A 17,948-nucleotide genomic window follows, 5' to 3' on the forward strand; every position below is an offset into this window, starting at 1 on the left:
TCACCAGACAATCTCGGATGGGGCGAGGCGCGTCTCGTTCTCACGGACTTCGCTGATCTTGCCGTCCTGAAAAAAGATCACCCGATGCGCCATGCGCTGGATTTCGGCGTTGTGGGTGATGACGACCGTGGTCGTGCCAAAGCGTTCGTTGATGTCGCGCAGCACCTCCAGCACCTGCACGCCCGTGGTGCTGTCGAGCGCGCCCGTGGGTTCATCGCACAGCAGGATTTGCGGGCGCTTGGCAATGGCGCGCGCGATGGCAACGCGCTGTTGCTCGCCGCCAGACATCTCGGATGGAAAGTGGTCCATCCGCTTGCCAAGCCCGACGAGGTTCAGCGCCTCTTCGGCGGGCATCGGATTGGGGGCCACATCGGTGACCAGTTGCACGTTTTCCCGCGCGGTCAGACTGGGCACGAGATTGTAGAACTGGAACACGAAGCCGACGTGATCGCGCCGGTATTTCGTTAGCCCGCGGTCGGGCAAATCGGTCAGTTCAATGTCGTCAAACCAGACACGCCCATCGGTGGCATGATCCAGACCGCCAAGGATGTTCAGAAGGGTGGATTTTCCACTGCCCGAGGGGCCAAGCAAAACGGCCAACTCACCCTTGTAGAGTTCCAGATCGACACCGGCCAAGGCGAACACCTTCACCTCGCCGGTGTCATAGACCTTGGTGATGCCTTGGGTTCTGAAAATAACGTCGGACACAAATTTCTCCTGTCGCACCCTCCCTTAGAGGCCGTCGCAGGCGGCCAATTGATTGATCTCAATTTTAGACGGCCTTTGCGTCCGGCGCCTCCAGCTCAGATAGAAACGCCGCAATTGTGTGGCCCTCCACTCCGGTGCCTTCGGCCGAATTCGGCAAGGTGGCAGTGGCGACAAAGGGACGCCCAAGGTCGGATGCGCCAACTTCGTAGGCCTTTTCCGGTGGGGAATGCGCGCCCGAGGTCAGGAACAGGGACACGGCCTGCGGCAAATTGGTGCCCGCCCGCAGCAGGGCGCGCAGCGGCACGGCAGGGTAGGAGGTCCAGACCGGCCCCACCAGAATGACATGGCGATACGTGGTGAGCGTGGAAAAGAATTGCGGCCCAAGCACGCAGTTTTGCCGCAAGCTGTCGTAACCTGCGCGCATGTAGCCGAAAATCCGCCCCTCATAGGCCGGTGCGGTGATTTCCACCTGTTCGGCCTTCAATTTCTCGGCCAGTTTGGTGGCCAGACGCTTGGAATGACCAGAGCGTGAGTAAAAGGCAACGCAGGTATCAGGGGACGTGTTGGGCATGGGTCGACCTTTCGTTTTTGCCATCCAAACCTTGGCCCAGGGAACGGTGCGACCCTTTGATAAAGATCAATCAACACCTCCCGATTGCGCGCAAAGTCACCGACAACGAGGATCAAGACATGCTCACTGATTTCACATGGCGGCATCACTTTCCTGGCCTTGCGGGTCTGTCCGCTGAAGTCTCTGACCTGCTCGACAAACGCGCGGTGATGGCGTCCGTCAACAAAGGTGTGGCGATATTCGGGCCCGGGCATCCGGCTGAAAACCTGTTGCTTCTGGTATCCGGCACGGTGCGCGTGCAGCAGCTTTCGGAGGCGGGTCGCGAGATTGTGCTCTACCGCGTGCATGCTGGCGAAAGCTGTGTTCTGACCACGGCCTGCTTGCTGGCGTTCGAGGATTATTCGGCCGAAGGCATCGCCGAGACGGATGTCGAAGCTGTCCTGATCCCGCGCGACACCTTTGACGAATTGATGTCCGTGTCCAAGGCGTTCCGCGCCTTTGTCTTTGAGGCGTATTCGAAACGGATCACCGATCTGTTCATGGTGATCGAAGAGATCGCGTTCAAACGCATGGACATCCGCGTGGCTCAAAAATTGCTCGAATTGCAGGATGCGGACAATACGCTGCACCTCACGCACCAGCAGTTGGCGGTCGAATTGGGCACAGCGCGAGAGGTGATTTCGCGCCAGTTGAAGGAGTTCGAGCGGCGCGGTTGGGTGGCTCTCAGCCGTGGCGCAATTGAGTTGCGTGAAGCCGCAGCGATCGAACGTTTGTCAAACGCGCCATGAATGCGCGGCCTACGGTGTGACATTATCACAGACGGGCTGGTCCGCTTTGGCGCAACATGCAACTGAAAAAGAGGAAAGGACCCAAACATGATTGCCAATCTCGGACGCCCCGACCGCCTGATCAGAGCCATCCTAGGCCTTGTGCTGATCGTTTTGCCCCTGTTGAACATGCCCGCCATCTGGTCCAGCGGTGCGCTGGCCTATGGCAGCATGGGCGTCGGTGCGATCCTTGTTCTGACCGCGCTGGTCCGGTTTTGCCCGCTCTACCGGATCGTCGGTATCTCCACCTGCAAGCTCTGAGTGATGGAGACATCATTTACACCACTGGCCTCCCTGGCGGGGGGTGTTCTTATCGGTCTGGCCGCCGTGTGCCTGATGCTGTTGCGCGGGCGTATCATGGGGGCGACGGGCGTCCTGGCGGGCGTGATTTGGCCCGCGAGCCGATACGACTGGACATGGCGCGCAGCCCTGCTGGCAGGCATGTTCACCGGGCCGTGGATCTTTCGCGCACTGACAGGCGCGTTGCCTGTGATCGATGTCCCGTCCTCCACGCCGCTGCTGGTTGTCGGCGGATGTCTGGTCGGCGTCGGCGTAACCTTGGGCAGCGGTTGTACTTCGGGTCACGGGGTCTGCGGCATGGCGCGCCTGTCGCCCCGTTCATTCGCGGCAACGGCCACCTTCATGCTGAGCACGGGGCTGACGGTCTACGTGATCCGCCATCTGTGGGGAGGATAAGCATGCGCACATTTCTGACCTTTCTGACCGGCGCGCTGTTTGGCACCGGGATTGCGATGTCCGGCATGGCCAACCCTGCCAAGGTGATCAATTTTTTTGATGTGGCGGGCCGTTGGGACCCCAGCCTTGCCTTTGTGATGGGCGGAGCGTTGATCGTCACCTTCATCGGCTACAGGTTGGTGATGCAACGGCCTGCGCCGATTTACGAGCCCACCTTTGATGTGCCGACAAATCGGCAACTGGACGGGCGGCTCGTGGCTGGCGCGGGCATATTCGGAGTCGGCTGGGGCATTGCCGGGTTCTGCCCGGGCGGTGCGCTGCCAGCCCTTGGTACGCTGGACAGCCGGGTGATTGTCTTTGTGGCGGCACTGATTGCTGGGATGCTTGCAACGCGGATCGTGATGGATTGGACCAAGCCCCGCGCGCAGCCTGCCGAGTGACGATTTTTTGTGGTTTGTCCGACTGCGCCAATCACCGACCGTACATGTCGCGACGGATCTTATTGCTCTTCTGAACGCCGTAGAAGTGGCCAACGTCTCAGCCATGGCCTAAGAGTTCGGAATGGAACACCTCAAACCGTTCAAAGAGCGCGATGTCTTGCCTCTGGAACCGGCTGTTGATCAGGGCTGGCATCTGAAACGGTATGCGATCCTTGCAGAGGGTAGGCAGTTTGATGCGGACGTGGCCGCTGCGGCAACCGCCGAAGCCCTGAAACGTTTGCCCGAGGCCGGGTCCTTGGCAAACGGGACAGGAAACCACGGCGTTGGGTTTCAGGTCATACACTTTGCCGAAACTGCGGTGGTCTCGCCGATTTTCTACTGGCAGTGGGGCAGCGTGCTGGCGCGGGCGTGCCAGATCAAGGCGCAGTGGGACGCGCCCACCCTGTTCAACGATGGCGTGGACGAAATCGTTGGCTGCGTATGGGAAATGAATATCGTGCAGCACGAGATCGAGGCGTGGACCTCAACCTTACTTGGCCCTTCCTCAGACCCTCAGCGTCAGTTGCCCACCTACCTGGAAACATTTGCGCAGACGTCGTGAAAGGTGGCGAAAACAGACGCCGATGCTATCAGCCACATCCCAAGCGTTGCTCAGGAACAGTAGAATATCCAAAATCCGGTTCGCCTTGTCCAGCAGACAAAGCAGTCAGTCTCAGCTTTCGCTCAGCGCGACCTTCATATCCTTGACTTCATAGATCACTTCGCCGTCCGCCTCGACGATGCCGTCGGCGACGCCCATGGTCAGGCGGCGGGTCTGGATGGCTTTGGTGAAGTCGATTTTGTAGGTCAGCATCTTGCGGTCCGGGCGCACCATGCCCTTCAGCTTGACCTCGCCCACACCCAGCGCATAGCCGCGCCCCTGCCAGCCGCGCCAGCCGAGGTTGAACCCGGTCAGCTGCCACAGCCCATCCAGACCCAAACAGCCGGGCATGATCGGGTTGCCGGGAAAGTGGCAGTCGAAAAACCACAGATCGGGAGTGATGTCGAATTCAGCTGTGATGTGGCCTTTGCCGTGGGCGCCGCCGTCACCGGACACATCGGTGATACGGTCCATCATCAGCATCGGAGGGGCGGGCAATTGTGCGTTACCGGGGCCGAACAGCTCTCCGCGTGCACATTTCAGCAAGCCCTCTTTGTCAAAGCTCGTCGGGTAGTCTGCCATTCTTGGCCTCTTGTCTTCGCGCATCTGTCCGGCAGGCCGGGTCCGGCTCGGTCTAGCACCGTGCAGACTGCGTGCGCAAGGGCGCGGGGCAGGGCGGTCACACGCCTGTGGCATAATGAACGAGACCCGTTTTCCAATTGAATTTCACGGGCATGCGCCCTTATATGCTTATGCGAAGAGTTGAGGATGACGATGGCACTGGATCAACACGAGGTCGGAACCACATGGCTGGCAGGCGCAGGTCTGCGTCCCACACGCCAGCGGGTGACCCTTGCCGCGCTCTTGATTGGTGACGGTCAGCACCGCCATGTCACCGCCGAAAGCCTGTTCGAGGCCGCCAAGGCGCAAGGCGACGGCGTGTCCCTTGCCACGGTCTACAACACCCTGCGCGCCTTCTGCGATGCGGGGCTGATGCAGGAAGTCATGGTGGACGGTTCCAAAAGCTACTTTGACACCAACACCCACGATCACCCCCATTTCTTCTGGGAAGACGAGGCCAAGCTGACGGACGCCCCATCGGACCAGTTGGTGATCGCACAATTGCCCGACGCACCTGATGGCGCTGAAATCGCCTCTGTCGACGTGGTGATCCGCCTGCGCCGCAAGGGCTGAGCCCTTGGTCCGCGTCACGGATGAGGACGCGGCGCGTTACCAGGCGGACGGCGTTGTTCTGATCAAGGGTCTGTTTGCCGATCACATCGACAGCCTGCGCGCCGGTATCGCGCGCAACATGGCCGAGCCCGGCCCCTATGCTTCGACCAATGACCGGCCCGGCGATACGGGTCTGTTTTTTGACGACTACTGCAACTGGCAGCGCATCCCCGAATTTCACCCTACCGTGCATGATCCGCGCGTGGCCGAGGTGGCAGCGACCCTGATGGGGTCGCAATCCGTGCAGATGTTCCATGACCACGTGCTGGTGAAAGAACCGGGCACGTCCATGGCCACCCCCTGGCATCAGGACGCGCCCTATTATTTCGTGGAAGGGCAACACACGATCAGCTTCTGGTCGCCGCTTGATCCGGTGCACGCGGCCTCTTTACGTTGCGTTGCCGGCTCGCATCTGTGGGAAAAGGATGTGGTGCCGACCCGCTGGGTGTCCGAAGAGGCGTTCTTTGAAGGCGACTACATGCCTGTGCCCGACCCTGAGGCCGAGGGCATGCGGATTGTGGAATACGAGATGGAGCCGGGTGACACTGTTGCCTTCCACTTTCGCACCCTGCACGGTGCGCGCGGCAATCAAAGCGACGCGCGGCGGCGCGCGTTCTCGCTTCGATTGGTGGGCGATGATGCGCGCTTTGTGACGCGGCCCGGCCCAACATCGCCGCCCTTTCCGGGGCATGGGATGGTGCAGGGCCAACGGCTGCGCGAGGACTGGTTCCCGATCTTGCGGTGAGATTGTGCAGGTACGCGTGACCAGTTGGCGTTTCGGTTTGAGCGTTCGATAACCATGTAGATGTTCAGGCGCCGCGCAGACCTCCGACTCAAACCTATGGTTCGCCGGTAGGGCGGGGTTTCACCCCGCCGCACAGCGTTATGCGGCGCTGCCATGACCCACTCCCGCACGCCCCTGAGCCACAGAAAACGCGCTTGCCCTGCTCAAGTTCGCCAACACTTTCGTGAAAGCGCGTCATCGAATGAAATCTCCGCTGCGCCGCCGCGCGCAAGAACCGCTGGTTTTCAGGGTGCACGCCCTCACAATTGTCACGCACCCCGTGAGTATTTCCAAAGGTTATCGCCCTCATTCAAAGCAGGAATTTCCAATAAACAGGGGCATCCACAATTGATGAAACGGCGGAGAGACCAGCACCACGGTTTGATCTTCGCCATGCATTAATCACTTGCGGAGTCTCGCTATGCTATCCGAAATCCTCTCCAGCCTGCGCGCCAGACTGCTGACATCCTCGTCACTGGCCCAGGAAACCGTCCGCGACGGACAAACCCTGACCAACGGCTTTTTCCAAAGCGTTGTGGTCGACAACACACCGGCCTTTATCCTGAACAACGATCTGGCCCGGTTCCTGAACTTTGGTCAGGTCGAAACCAATGACGCGGCCTCTGCCGTGTCGGTCGAGGCCGAAGACGTTCAGGTCTTTAACTTCCGCTCGGGCAGCATCGACGCCAATGGCGCCGCGGCCACCGGTATCGAAGTCACTGACGGCTCCAGCGCCGACATCCGCAACTTTGGCAGCATCGCTGGCGAATTGAACGGCGTCGAATTCAGCGGGTCGGACAGCTCCGGCACACTCGACAACTTCCGTGGCGGTGTCATCTCGTCCGACAGCCGCGCCGTTGAGATCGAAGGCGAGGGCATCAGCGTTCGCAACTTTGGCGACATCATCGGCACCGATGACCAGCGCAACGGCACGATCTATACCAACGCGACAGCCGAAGATGTCAGCATCTCGAACTTTTCCGGCGGCACGATCGACGCAGGCGAGGGGAATAGCGGCGCGGGTATCTCGCTGCAGGTTGGCGACGAAGAAGGCGACGTTGTTTCCAACACCATCTTCAACGGCTTTGGCGCAACCATTCAGGGCCGTGGCCAGGAAGCGGCCAATACGGGCGGCGCGGGCGACGGCATTCGCATCAACAACGGCGCTGACGGCACTGTGTCGGACACCGACATCGTCAACAGCGGTCTGATCTCATCGGAAAGCAACCAGGGCACCGCAGGCGGTGTCCGGATCGCGGATGGTGTTGCCGCCGAAGGCCGCATCCTCAACACGTCGACCGGTACAATCGAAGGCGTGCGCAACGGCCTTTACATCGGCGAAGCTGAGCATGATCTGGATGTGCTGAACTTTGGCACGATCCAGTCGGACAGCCGCGCTGTGAACATCGACGGCACGGGCGTTGACCTGCTGAACGGCGGCGACATCCTCGGCACCGCCGACCAGCGCAACGGCACCGTCTATGCAGATGGTACGGCTGACGACTTTTCTGTCACCAACATCGCCAGCGGCACAATCGATGCTGGTGAAGGCAACCAGGGCTCCGGTTTTGGTGTCGAGATCGGCGGCGCCGCAGACGGGGCCAACACGTTCACACTGGACAACTCGGGCACGATCCAGGGCCGTGGCAATGCCGCTGCCGGAACGCCGCTTGCGGGTGACGGTGTGCGCATCGGCAATGTCGGCAACTCCGGCACAACCGATGCCACGATCACCAACACAGGCGAGATCCTGTCCGAAGGGGCCAACGGCACCGTGGCCGGTCTGCGCGTCGTGAACGGTGTGAACTTCCAAGGCACGCTGAGCAACGAAGGCACCATCGCAGGTGTTCAGAACGGTGTGTACTTTGGCACCGGCGATCACTCGGGTGGTTCTTTCGTCAACACGGGCCTCGTGTCTTCGGACAGCCGGGCGCTGAACATTGATGGCACCGGCCTCTCGGTTGAGAACGCAGGCACCATCCTTGGCACCGGCGACCAGCGCAACGGGACCGTCTATGCGGATGGCACGGCGGACGACTACACATTCACAAACACCGGCCTCGTTGATGCGGGCATCGGCAACAACGGTTCTGCTGTGTCGTTGCAAACCGGTGATGTGGCGGGTGATGTCGTATCGGCGTCCATCTTCAACGAAGGTATCCTGCAAGGGCGCGGAGACGCGGTTGACGGCAACACGGTCGGTGACGGCCTGCGTCTCTTCAGCAATCAGGAAGACGCGAATTTTGCCGGTCTGGTCCAGAACGAAGGCGTTATCGCCGGGTCTTCGGACAGCGATGCCGCCGCTGGTATCCGGATCGATGGTGGGTTGAACCTGCTGGGCGCGATCATCAACGAGGGCGAAATCACCGGCTCGGTGAACGCCATCGACGCGACCGATGCAGGCGACGTGACTTTCGTCAATGATGACGAAGGTGTGGTAAATGGTAATGTGTTACTTGGTGCCGGAGACGACATCGTTGTGGACCTCGGTCAGATCAACGGTGTCGTCGATGGCGGCGCAGGTGATGATGTCCTGATTGCAGGGAGCGGCGACAACGTGATTGTCGGCGGCCTCGGCAATGACTTCATCGAAGGCGGCGACGGTGTCGACACGGCAGATTTCTCTGATCTGGATGTGGCGGTGAACGTCAACCTTGGTCCCAACGGCAACGGCACAGCGACCCGCGACACAGGTTTCAACGTGTCGGTCACGGATCAGGTTGTGAGCGATGGTGCGGCATTTGTCGCAGCGGCCGAAGCGGGTAACCTCTACTTCAACATCCACACAAGTGACTTCTTGGGCGGTGAAATTCGCGGTCAGCTGAGTATCGTCAGCGACACCGGGACAGGCCATGACCGGGTGATCGAGCTTGCAGGATCGCTGGATGCGAGCCAGGAACCCGGCCCAACCTCCGACAGTGCAGCCACAGGCGAAGGCTCCCTCACCATCACCTTCAACGAACAGGGCGAGGCGATCTACTCCTCCGAACTGAGCGTTGTGGGGCTGAACGAGGCGGACCTGCAGACACCGGGTGCAGGTGGCGTGTCAGCCATCCACGTTCACAACGCACCTGCTGGTGTGAACGGCCCAATCCTGCAGGACACGTTGGTGGATGCCGGTGGGATCCTCGATGCCAATGCGCCCACAGGCGTTGTCGGTCCGGATGTCATCGACAACCAGATCGAAGTCGACGTGCTCAGCTCGATCGAGAACGTGATCGGATCGGACGATGGTGACATCATTGTCGGCTCGGACCAGTCCAACACCCTGAGCGGTGAAGACGGCGATGACCTGCTGAACGGTCAGGGCGGCGACGACCTGCTGCTGGGCGGCGAAGGGTCTGACACGTTCACTTTCGAAGGGTTCTTTGGCAACGACACTATCGGAGACTTCGAAGTTGGCGTGGACCGGTTGGACTTTTCCGACTTTGGGCCGGATTTCGCGGAAAGCGCGCAGATCACCCAGGACGGAAACGACGCGGTGCTGACCTTCTCTTCGGACGCTTCTGTGCGCCTTGAAGGGGTCAACAGCACAGACCTGACCGACGACGATTTCATCGCCTGATCGAAACACACCGGGGTGGCGGCATATGTCGCCACCTCTTCACCCTGACAAAGAGATCACCCCCATGTTTCAGAAAAAATCCTCCGTCAAATCCGCATGGAACGCCCTGCGTCCCGGATTTTCCGCCATCGGCTTCTTCAGCCTGATTTTGAACGTTCTCATGCTCGCAGGCCCGCTTTACATGCTGCAGGTCTATGACCGCGTCCTGACCAGCCAGAATCTGGACACTTTGATTGCCCTCAGCATCCTGCTGGGTGGCGTTTTTGTCGTCACCGGCCTGCTGGATCTGATCCGCATGCGCATCCTTGGCCGCCTAGGCGCACGGTTTGAACTGACCATTGGCGCCCCCATCCTGCAATCGGCCATACGACGCCGTGTGCAAGACAGCCCCAAGGCCGAAAACCCCGCTGCCGACGTGAACGGTCTGCGCGACTTTATCTCAGGACCAACGCTGATCGCCTTTTTCGATGCGCCCTGGATCCCGCTTTATCTTGGGGTGCTTTACATGCTGCACCCCTATCTCGGCGCGCTTGGCCTCGCGGGCGCGCTGGTTTTGACAATTATGGCCCTGATCAACAACGCACGCTCTGCCGACGTCATGCAAGACGCCTCGCAAGCGCGCGCCAGGTCCGACAGTTTGTTCACCGCAAGTGAACAGAACGCAGAGCTTGTCCACTCGATGGGTATGACTGGTGATCTCGCCCGTCGCTGGACGGCTCTGCAACATGATGCCCACCACCTGAAAACCCGCGTGGCCGACCGCATCGCGAGCTTTTCGGTGGTGTCCAAAACCATCCGCATGGCGCTGCAATCCGCCATGCTGGGCCTTGGTGCCGCCCTGGCTGTGGTCGGCGATGCGACGGCTGGTGTGATGATCGCCGCCACTATCCTGCTGTCCCGCGCCCTCGCGCCCATCGACCAGCTGATCGGTCAGTGGCGGACGTTTCTGGCAGCGCGGGGGTCCTACAAATCCTTGCGCACCCTGTCCGAAACTTATCCCCAGCCCGAAAAGCGCTTGTCGATGCCGCGCCCGCAAATCTCGCTGCACGCAGCGATCGCGCAGGCCGGACCACCGCTGGCCAAGAACGCGACCATCAGCGGGATCGGGTTTGCCCTGTCCGCTGGCGACGTGGTGGCCGTGATCGGTCACAGCGGTTCTGGCAAGTCGACACTGGCGCGCATGCTGGCCGGTGTGTGGATGCCGCAACGTGGGGCCATTCGCCTTGACGGGACACCCATGGACAAGTGGGAACCTGAGGAACTTGGCCAACTGGTCGGCTATCTGCCGCAGGATGTGCAGCTGTTTGACGGCACCATCCGCGAAAACATCGCGCGGTTTTCCACCTCAATCGACGACGGCAAAGTGCTGGCGGCCGCCATGGCCGCAGACGTGCACGGGTTGATCAGCGGTCTGCCGGATGGCTACGCAACCGAGATTGGCAGCGGTTTTCACCTGTCGGGTGGTCAACGCCAACGGATCGCGCTGGCGCGCGCGCTTTATGACGATCCGTTCCTGCTGGTTCTGGACGAGCCGAATTCGGACCTCGACGGGCAAGGCGAGTTGGCCCTGCGCAACGCGATCCGCGCGGCCAGTGCGCGCGGGGCCATCACCTTTGTGATGACCCACCGTCCCAGCACGCTGGAAGCGGTCAACAAGGTGCTGACCCTCGGCAAGGGCACGCAGACCGGCTTTGGCAACAAGGAAGACATCTTGCGCCCGCGCAAACCCGGCGAGGTCGCCCAGAAACCTGCCTCGCAATTGGCCGCGCGCACGCCGCAACCACGTATGGAAAAAGGAGCTGTCCAATGACGCCCGAACGCACCGCCCCGTCCACACAAGCTGTTCTGCGGCTTGAAGATTACAACCGCATTCAAACCAAGACCGCAGGATCCGGCATCAAAGGCTTCATCTTTTTCGGCCTGTTCGTCGTGGCCTGCTTCATCGGTGGATCAGCCTATTGGGCCACGGCCTCGAAACTCGATGGTGCAGTGGTCGCCCCGGCCTCGTTCGTGGTCGAAGGCAACCGCAAGACGGTTGAGCATCTGGATGGCGGCATCGTACGCACCATCGCCGTCAGCAATGGTGATCTGGTCGAGGCGGGGCAGACACTGCTCGAACTCGACAGCACCGATCTGGGCGTTGATCTGGACGTGATCAAAAGCCAGTTGAGTGATCTGATGGTGCGCCGCGCGCGTTTGCTGGCGCAGTTGCAGGGCAGCGCTGATTTCAGCGAAGGAGCGGTTGCAGCCACCTTGTCGGTGGCGATGGAGCAAGCTGACTGGGCGGCAGCTTATGCCACCCAAAAACTGCTCTTTGATGTCGAGCATCGCTCGCGCGTCGCTGAAAAAGCGTTGATGGAACAACGGGTTGACAATCTTGAGGATCAAGTGGGCGGTCTGCAAGCGCAACGGGATTCTAACACCCGTCAGTTGGAGATCACCTTGCAGGAACTGGCCAATTTGCAGACCTTGCTCGACAAGGGCCTTGTCGCGGTTGTGCGCGTGAATGCGCGCCGGGTCGAGGTCGAGCGCTTGCATGGGGTCGACGCCACGCTCGCCACCCAGGAAACCCAGGCCCGCAACCAGATCAACGAATTGCGTCTGGCGGCTGTCGGCACACAAACCCTGCGTGACCAGACCCTGTCGGGAGAACTTGCGCAGGTCGAGGCTGCGCTTGCATCTTTGGCGCCGCAATATGTCGGCGCAACCGAGCGGCTGAAGCGCGTGGCGATCACCGCACCGGTCAGCGGGCGCGTTGTGGAAATGACCGTCTTTACAGCCGGCGGCGTTGTGCGTCCCGGCATGCCGATCCTCGACATTGTTCCCGTGGACCAGCCCTTGATCGTTGAGGCGCGGGTGAACACGGCAGACATCGAAAAGCTGTATGTCGGTCAGTCATCGCGCGTACGCCTGTCTGCTTTTGATCAGGGCGAGGTGCCCGAGGCGCAGGGGCGCATTGTCAACATCTCGGCTGACAGCCTCGAAGACGACCGAACGGGCGAGTTCTATTATGTTGCGCGGGTCAAGTTGGACCGCGAGCAGACCGAGGACATCGCGGCACTGGATCTGGTGCCCGGCATGCCCGCCGATCTGTTCGTCAACACCGGTGAGCGCACGGTCATCAGCTATCTGGCCCAACCGCTGAGCGATCGCCTTGCGCGGACGTTCATCGAATGAGCCGAGTGTCACGCCTCGAATGTAGGCGTGACCCCTTCGGGTGGGTTGCGCTGGATGTAGGCGCCAATCTTGGCGAGCAACGGTTTGCGCGGACAGTTCTTGCGCGACGCAGCACCCAGGTTGCGCAGATTGCCGGGCGCCTCAAAAGGGATGAAGGACAAGGGCCACGCATCCTGGCGGAATTGTTCCGCCGCAAGGGCCGACACAATCGTGCAATCGTCCGAATGGCAGATGTGGCGGCAAATGGTTTCGAACCGCAGGGCTGTCAGATCAAAGCGTTTGGTTGCGCGCGCCTGCCGGTCCGGGGTGGGCAGGCGATCCTCCAACGCATAGCCGAACGAATGGGGCAAGCGGATGAAATCATGCTCCGGCACCTCTTCGGGGCGGATGGAGGTCAGCGTTACCAGCGGATGTCCGTTGCGCACTGCCAGGTACAAAGGCTCGGACCAGATCGAGGTGAAATCCAGTGTCGGATTGTGGTTGAGTTGCGCAACAAGCGCCACATCCAACGTGTGATCCTCGACCTGTTGCAGCATGTTTTGCGGCAGGTCCTCGATCATCGTGACCCGCATGCCCGGAAACAGCTCGCTGAACAGTTCCGAGAAATACTTGGTCAGATAAGGGGCGAGTGTCGGCGTGAGACCGATATGAAACGGCACCGCTTCGGGGTCGCGAAATTCGGTTGCGGCGTCCTTGATCCGTTGCGCGCCCACCAGCATCTCTTCGGCGATGGCGACGACCCGCTGGCCAAAGGCGGTCAGCCGTGTTTCACCACTCATGCGAATGAACAGGTCCATACCCAGTTCTTTTTCTAGCTTGCGGATTTGGTTGGACAGGGCGGGCTGGGACACGTGACAGATATCGGCGGCCCCGCTGAAGCTTCCCAGTTTCGCGACCGCTGCCGCATATTCCAAATCTCGCAGGTTCATAAATGCTCACCGTATAATTTCGCGCGACACTAGCGGCATTTTGCAGAGACAGAAATAAACTGTGTTCACAATCAGGTTGCTTCGACGGTTTGCGAGCGCTCGATCGGTGGCCTGTTTTCTTGGCGGGCTTGAATCAGTTCCGAACGGCGCTGCCCGTCTCATCCGCAGCGGTCCCCGATCCCGCGCGTCGTTCGTGATCGCGATTCGCGCCTTTATCTCCAAACGGCAGATGCCGCACGGCTTGCGGCAAACACCGCCGTCGCCCGTCTTTTCATTTTGCAAAGAAACAGGGGTTGTCTTGCCATAGGCTCAACCTGCAGGGGTGTATAATCTTTTGTTTTGAAAGAATTTTCGACGTCACCCCTCAAACCTCATCCCAATGATCTCGCAAAAGTTGCACGTATCGATTTTCGTTTTGCAAAGGGAAAAGAAATTGAATTGACCGGTTGGAGTTGCCCTTTTCATAGTCCCTGCCGTGCCGTTGAGCACGATAGCGAGAACAATGTTAGGACGGACAAATAGTGTTTTTGAAAAATTTGAAACTGCTCTGCAACGCGACGTTTCTGACCGCGACACTCTCAATCGCATCGGCCTCGTCTGCCGCCCCGGTCGAACTGGTTGTGAATGGCGGCTTTGAGGCCGGAAACACCGGCTTTTCCACGGACTTTACCAATGCCAACGGCGCAACGCCGGGATTGGCGAGCGTGTCTGTGATGACCACCACCTATTTCGGGCTTGCCCCCAGTTCGGGCAGCGCGTTCCTGGCTGTGAATGGTGGCAACGTCGCTGGCGCATTGCCGACGGTCTGGGAACAGGACATCACCGTGGTTGGCGGGGTTGAGTATTTCCTGTCGTTCCTGCTGGGCGGCACTTCCTTGCAGCCCACGCCCGTCGGGCAGTTGTCCGTCCAGTTCGGCGGCACGGAAATCCTTAACGCGCTTGCGCCTGCCAGCGCAAACTTTCTGTCATTTGGCGCGACCTTCACCGCAGCGGCATCGGGTACCTTTGCGCTCGCCTTTGTCGAACAAAGCGTGGGTTTCGGCGGGAACGATTATGGCCTCGACGACATTTCGCTGACCTTCGACAATTCCGGCCCGGTTGCGCCGGTCCCTCTCCCGGCCGGAGCGCTCTTGCTGCTTTCGGCACTGGGTGCGGGCACTGTGTTGCGTCGGCGGCGCAAGGTGAGCTGAACAACGCTTGGGCGCGGCGCGCTTTGTCTCAATGTCGCTCTAAGGATTGGCAGCCCTTCGGGGCTGCCAAACACATTTTTGTCCCCGAATGGGTCCCTATGACGGGATGATCCGGAAAACCCCGGCAAGTTTGCTTGGAAAGATATTATCCCGGACGCTGTCGCCTAGTGTGAACAATTCATCAAAGAAAACCCGGATTGCGGATGCGCAATGCCTCACCCGCCGTCCATTGCGTGAACCCAAACTTCGGCCTCTGGCTCATGCGGGGCCCGCGTTCCATCCGTGACAGCGCCAAGCCTCTTTGCAACAGCCTTTGAACGCGCATTGTCACAGTCAATGTAACTGTAGAGCTGATCCAACCCCAGTTCCTCCCGGGCCCATGTCTTGACGGCCAACGCAGCTTCGGTGGCAAAGCCTTTTCCCTCTGCCCCTTCGAACAGATGCCATGCCAACTCGATTCCCGGCCAGTTCGAATGCTTGATCAGGCCCACCCGACCAACGGGCTGCCCCGTCTTTTGATCAACAACAGTAAAAAAGCCAAAGCCGTGCCAACGCCAATGCCCAATGCCGGTCAGAAATCCGAACCAGGCCTGTTCCGCCGTAACCGTCTCGCCCTGCGATTGCATCGACGGGGCACTGGTCATGAACCGGGTGAATTCCGGTAGATCGCCCCGTTCGGGACCACGCAGAAGCAACCGTTCAGTCTTCAGCACCGGCGCGGTCGTAAGGTTGTTCATCCGAAGCCTTTCCGGTTGCAGACCTGAGTTTCAGGCAAGTTCAGAACAATGAACTGTCGCGTATCTCTAAAATATGCCATTCAAACTGACCGCAGTATGCGACATCTACTCCACGCCCGGATCAATTGCTCAAAACCACTGCCCCGGTTCCATCAGTCCGAGATCCAGCAACTGCCGTGAGTGCCACTCGAACGGAGCAGAATTGTGCCATTTGAACGTGTCTATATCAAAGGTGCTGCCCGGGTTCAGCTTCAGCGCCTTGGCAGTGCGGAACGAGCAGACGGCGGCTGTCAGGTTGTGGTGCCATTTGCAGGCATAGGTGTTGTATTCCTCGTCCGAAAACGTGTGGTCAGGGCGCAGCTTCAGCCCCGGTTTGGTTTTGAACAGGGCAATGCGATCTATCTTGCGCCGGGCGGCGGGTACGTGTTCCTCGTAGCGCCAGCGCAAGCCACCAAAGAAATCAAGCTGGCGTTCCTTGGGGTGCCCTTTGGCATCGGGACGGGCCAGCGCGTAGTAGCCTGACCGGTCCAGATGCGCGCGGTCAAGGGCCACGGCATTGGGAAACTCCGACAGATCGTCCGCATAAAGGTCGATCACATAGGTCAGCATCGCTGCGCGCCGCTCTTCGTTGTGAAAGGCAAGCATTTCACCCACCGTCCGCGTCTCGCAAAACGGGTGGAACAGGTATTCGGCGTTAAAGCAGTAGTAGAGCCACGTGCCCTCGGGCAGCGCGGTGATCAGCAGATTCACCGCGTCCTGCATCGCGTCAGGGACGGCCATGTCGTAGTCGACGCGGATCACAGTGTCCTCAAGATCGCGGGGCAGTTTGAACGTGGACGGCATACAGGCGATCAGCGACTTGAACCCGATATGCTGGTGGTGGCGCAGGGTGGTGGCCACTTCGACATCATCTTCGACCAGAACCAGCGCAATCGGCCCCTGGGGGGGCACGGCAGCGGTCGATTTGATCATGGTGGCGAGGTCGGGATAGTGCATCTGGCTTCGCATCTTGACGGTCACCCCCTTTCATTCCGTTAATCTGCAACGCATTGCAAGAGAGCCGTGCCGCTGCTAGATCGCACAGCCAACCTGTTCCAAGCCCGGATACCCCCCATGACGACGCCGAAAAAGCTCTTCATCAAGACCTATGGCTGCCAGATGAATGTCTATGACAGCGAGCGTATGGCCGAAAGCCTGGGCGGGCAGGGTTATGTCGAGACGAAGTCTGCCGAAGAGGCGGACATGATCCTGCTCAACACCTGCCATATCCGCGAAAAGGCTGCCGAAAAGGTCTATTCCGAACTGGGCCGCTTCAAGGGTCTCAAGGCCGAAAAGCCGGAACTCAAGATCGGGGTAGCAGGATGCGTCGCGCAGGCCGAAGGGGCCGAGATCATGCGCCGCCAACCGCTGGTCGATCTGGTTGTTGGTCCGCAAAGTTATCACCGCCTGCCCGAGATGGAGGCCAGGACCCGAGCTGGCGAGAAGGCGCTCGACACTGAATTTCCCGAAGAAGACAAATTCGAAAAGCTGAAATCGCGCCCCAAGGCGGCGCGGGGTCCAACCGCGTTTCTGACCGTGCAGGAAGGTTGCGACAAGTTCTGTGCGTTCTGCGTGGTGCCCTACACGCGCGGCGCCGAAGTCAGCCGCCCCGCCGCGCGCATTCTGGACGAAGCGCGCGATCTGGTCGAACGCGGCGTGCGCGAGATCACCCTGCTGGGTCAGAACGTCAACGCCTATCACGGGGCCGGGCCGAACGGGTCGGACTATACGCTGGCCAAGCTGATCTGGGATCTGGACAAGGTTGACGGGCTGGAGCGTATCCGCTTCACCACCTCCCACCCCAATGATATGAGTGACGATCTGATCGAGGCGCACGGCACCTGTTCCAAGCTGATGCCCTACCTGCACCTGCCGGTCCAATCCGGCAGCGACAGGATACTCAAGCGGATGAACCGCAGCCACACCGCAGAAAGCTATCTGCGCCTGATCGAGCGTATCCGCACAGCGCGTCCCGACATCCTGATGTCCGGCGACTTTATCGTGGGCTTCCCCGAAGAGACCGAGGCCGACTTTCAGGCCACACTCGATCTGGTTGAGGCGGTGAACTATGGCTATGCCTATTCATTCAAATACTCGACCCGTCCGGGCACGCCGGCGGCGGAACGCGCGCAGGTTGATGCCGGCGAGGCGGACGACCGGTTACAGCGCCTGCAGGCGCTTATCACCCGCCAACAGCGCGCCATCCAGGAGAGCATGGTGGGGCGCACCGTCAATGTGCTGTTTGAAAAACCGGGGCGCTTGCCGGGCCAGATGGGCGGCAAAAGCGAGTACCTGCACGCGGTCCATGTGGACGATGCGGACGTCTCTGTTGGGGACATCGCTCCGGTAAGAATCATCTCGGCTGCGACCAATTCTTTGGCAGGCACCTTGGTGAGGACGTAACGTAAACCG

Annotated in this window: 18 protein-coding genes; 12 read left to right on the forward strand and 6 right to left on the reverse strand. The window is 60.2% G+C overall.

What is annotated here, in order from left to right; all coding sequences use genetic code 11:
* Both Q1A89_RS19875 and Q1A89_RS19880 read right to left on the reverse strand, forming a co-directional pair.
* Complete coding sequence (locus Q1A89_RS19875; RefSeq protein WP_299732654.1) at positions 1-708, reverse strand: ABC transporter ATP-binding protein; 708 nt, start codon at positions 706-708, stop codon at positions 1-3.
* A gap of 64 nt (positions 709-772) precedes the next feature.
* The gene (locus Q1A89_RS19880; RefSeq protein ID WP_299732657.1) at positions 773-1,279 is read right to left on the reverse strand and encodes a hypothetical protein; all 507 of its coding nucleotides are present in this window, start codon (positions 1,277-1,279) and stop codon (positions 773-775) included.
* A gap of 119 nt (positions 1,280-1,398) precedes the next feature.
* Between Q1A89_RS19880 and Q1A89_RS19885 the strand changes: the two genes are divergently transcribed.
* From Q1A89_RS19885 to Q1A89_RS19905, 5 genes are all read left to right on the forward strand, one after another.
* Positions 1,399-2,067, forward strand: a complete 669-nt coding sequence (locus Q1A89_RS19885; RefSeq protein ID WP_299732660.1) for a Crp/Fnr family transcriptional regulator — start codon at positions 1,399-1,401, stop codon at positions 2,065-2,067.
* An 87-nt stretch (positions 2,068-2,154) separates the two neighbouring features.
* Positions 2,155-2,367 carry a DUF2892 domain-containing protein gene (locus tag Q1A89_RS19890; protein WP_299732663.1) on the forward strand — a complete coding sequence of 71 codons (213 nt, stop codon included), beginning with the start codon at positions 2,155-2,157 and terminating at the stop codon, positions 2,365-2,367.
* A 3-nt stretch (positions 2,368-2,370) separates the two neighbouring features.
* Complete coding sequence (locus tag Q1A89_RS19895) at positions 2,371-2,802, forward strand: YeeE/YedE thiosulfate transporter family protein (protein ID WP_299732667.1); 432 nt, start codon at positions 2,371-2,373, stop codon at positions 2,800-2,802.
* A 2-nt stretch (positions 2,803-2,804) separates the two neighbouring features.
* Positions 2,805-3,242, forward strand: coding sequence for a YeeE/YedE family protein (locus Q1A89_RS19900; protein ID WP_299732669.1), 438 nt, complete (start codon positions 2,805-2,807; stop codon positions 3,240-3,242).
* Between the two features lie 121 nt (positions 3,243-3,363).
* Complete coding sequence (locus Q1A89_RS19905) at positions 3,364-3,843, forward strand: hypothetical protein (RefSeq protein WP_299732670.1); 480 nt, start codon at positions 3,364-3,366, stop codon at positions 3,841-3,843.
* A gap of 111 nt (positions 3,844-3,954) precedes the next feature.
* Here the strand turns inward: Q1A89_RS19905 and fabA are convergent, their stop codons facing one another.
* Positions 3,955-4,464, reverse strand: a complete 510-nt coding sequence (gene fabA / locus Q1A89_RS19910; protein WP_299732673.1) for a bifunctional 3-hydroxydecanoyl-ACP dehydratase/trans-2-decenoyl-ACP isomerase — start codon at positions 4,462-4,464, stop codon at positions 3,955-3,957.
* A 192-nt stretch (positions 4,465-4,656) separates the two neighbouring features.
* On the opposite strand from fabA, the gene irrA reads away from it, so the two are divergent.
* From irrA to Q1A89_RS19935, 5 genes are all read left to right on the forward strand, one after another.
* Positions 4,657-5,076, forward strand: coding sequence for an iron response transcriptional regulator IrrA (gene irrA, locus Q1A89_RS19915; RefSeq protein WP_299732841.1), 420 nt, complete (start codon positions 4,657-4,659; stop codon positions 5,074-5,076).
* 4 nt (positions 5,077-5,080) lie between these two features.
* Positions 5,081-5,860: a phytanoyl-CoA dioxygenase family protein gene (locus tag Q1A89_RS19920; protein ID WP_299732677.1), complete on the forward strand. Its 780-nt coding sequence runs from the start codon at positions 5,081-5,083 to the stop codon at positions 5,858-5,860.
* A 460-nt stretch (positions 5,861-6,320) separates the two neighbouring features.
* Positions 6,321-9,464: a CHRD domain-containing protein gene (locus Q1A89_RS19925; RefSeq protein ID WP_299732680.1), complete on the forward strand. Its 3,144-nt coding sequence runs from the start codon at positions 6,321-6,323 to the stop codon at positions 9,462-9,464.
* 64 nt (positions 9,465-9,528) lie between these two features.
* On the forward strand, positions 9,529-11,274 hold the full coding sequence (locus Q1A89_RS19930) for a type I secretion system permease/ATPase (protein ID WP_299732683.1): 1,746 nt from the start codon (positions 9,529-9,531) through the stop codon (positions 11,272-11,274).
* On the forward strand, positions 11,271-12,641 hold the full coding sequence (locus Q1A89_RS19935; protein ID WP_299732686.1) for an HlyD family type I secretion periplasmic adaptor subunit: 1,371 nt from the start codon (positions 11,271-11,273) through the stop codon (positions 12,639-12,641). The genes Q1A89_RS19930 and Q1A89_RS19935 overlap by 4 nt, the downstream gene beginning before the upstream one ends.
* 8 nt (positions 12,642-12,649) lie before the next feature.
* On the opposite strand, the gene Q1A89_RS19940 is transcribed toward Q1A89_RS19935, so the two are convergent.
* Positions 12,650-13,570, reverse strand: coding sequence for a LysR family transcriptional regulator (locus Q1A89_RS19940; RefSeq protein ID WP_299732689.1), 921 nt, complete (start codon positions 13,568-13,570; stop codon positions 12,650-12,652).
* A 521-nt stretch (positions 13,571-14,091) separates the two neighbouring features.
* Between Q1A89_RS19940 and Q1A89_RS19945 the strand changes: the two genes are divergently transcribed.
* Positions 14,092-14,760 (forward strand): VPLPA-CTERM sorting domain-containing protein, encoded by a 669-nt coding sequence (locus Q1A89_RS19945; protein ID WP_299732692.1) that lies wholly within the window; start codon positions 14,092-14,094, stop codon positions 14,758-14,760.
* 215 nt (positions 14,761-14,975) lie between these two features.
* Here Q1A89_RS19945 and Q1A89_RS19950 read toward each other — a convergent pair whose 3' ends face one another.
* Positions 14,976-15,497 carry a GNAT family N-acetyltransferase gene (locus Q1A89_RS19950; RefSeq protein ID WP_299732695.1) on the reverse strand — a complete coding sequence of 174 codons (522 nt, stop codon included), beginning with the start codon at positions 15,495-15,497 and terminating at the stop codon, positions 14,976-14,978.
* A 129-nt stretch (positions 15,498-15,626) separates the two neighbouring features.
* Positions 15,627-16,493 (reverse strand): hypothetical protein, encoded by an 867-nt coding sequence (locus Q1A89_RS19955; RefSeq protein ID WP_299732844.1) that lies wholly within the window; start codon positions 16,491-16,493, stop codon positions 15,627-15,629.
* 117 nt (positions 16,494-16,610) lie between these two features.
* On the opposite strand from Q1A89_RS19955, the gene miaB reads away from it, so the two are divergent.
* Complete coding sequence (gene miaB / locus Q1A89_RS19960; protein WP_299732698.1) at positions 16,611-17,939, forward strand: tRNA (N6-isopentenyl adenosine(37)-C2)-methylthiotransferase MiaB; 1,329 nt, start codon at positions 16,611-16,613, stop codon at positions 17,937-17,939.
* Positions 17,940-17,948 lie beyond the last annotated feature (9 nt).

It is taken from the genome of uncultured Tateyamaria sp. (genome assembly GCF_947503045.1).
Taxonomy (GTDB): Bacteria; Pseudomonadota; Alphaproteobacteria; order Rhodobacterales; family Rhodobacteraceae; genus Tateyamaria.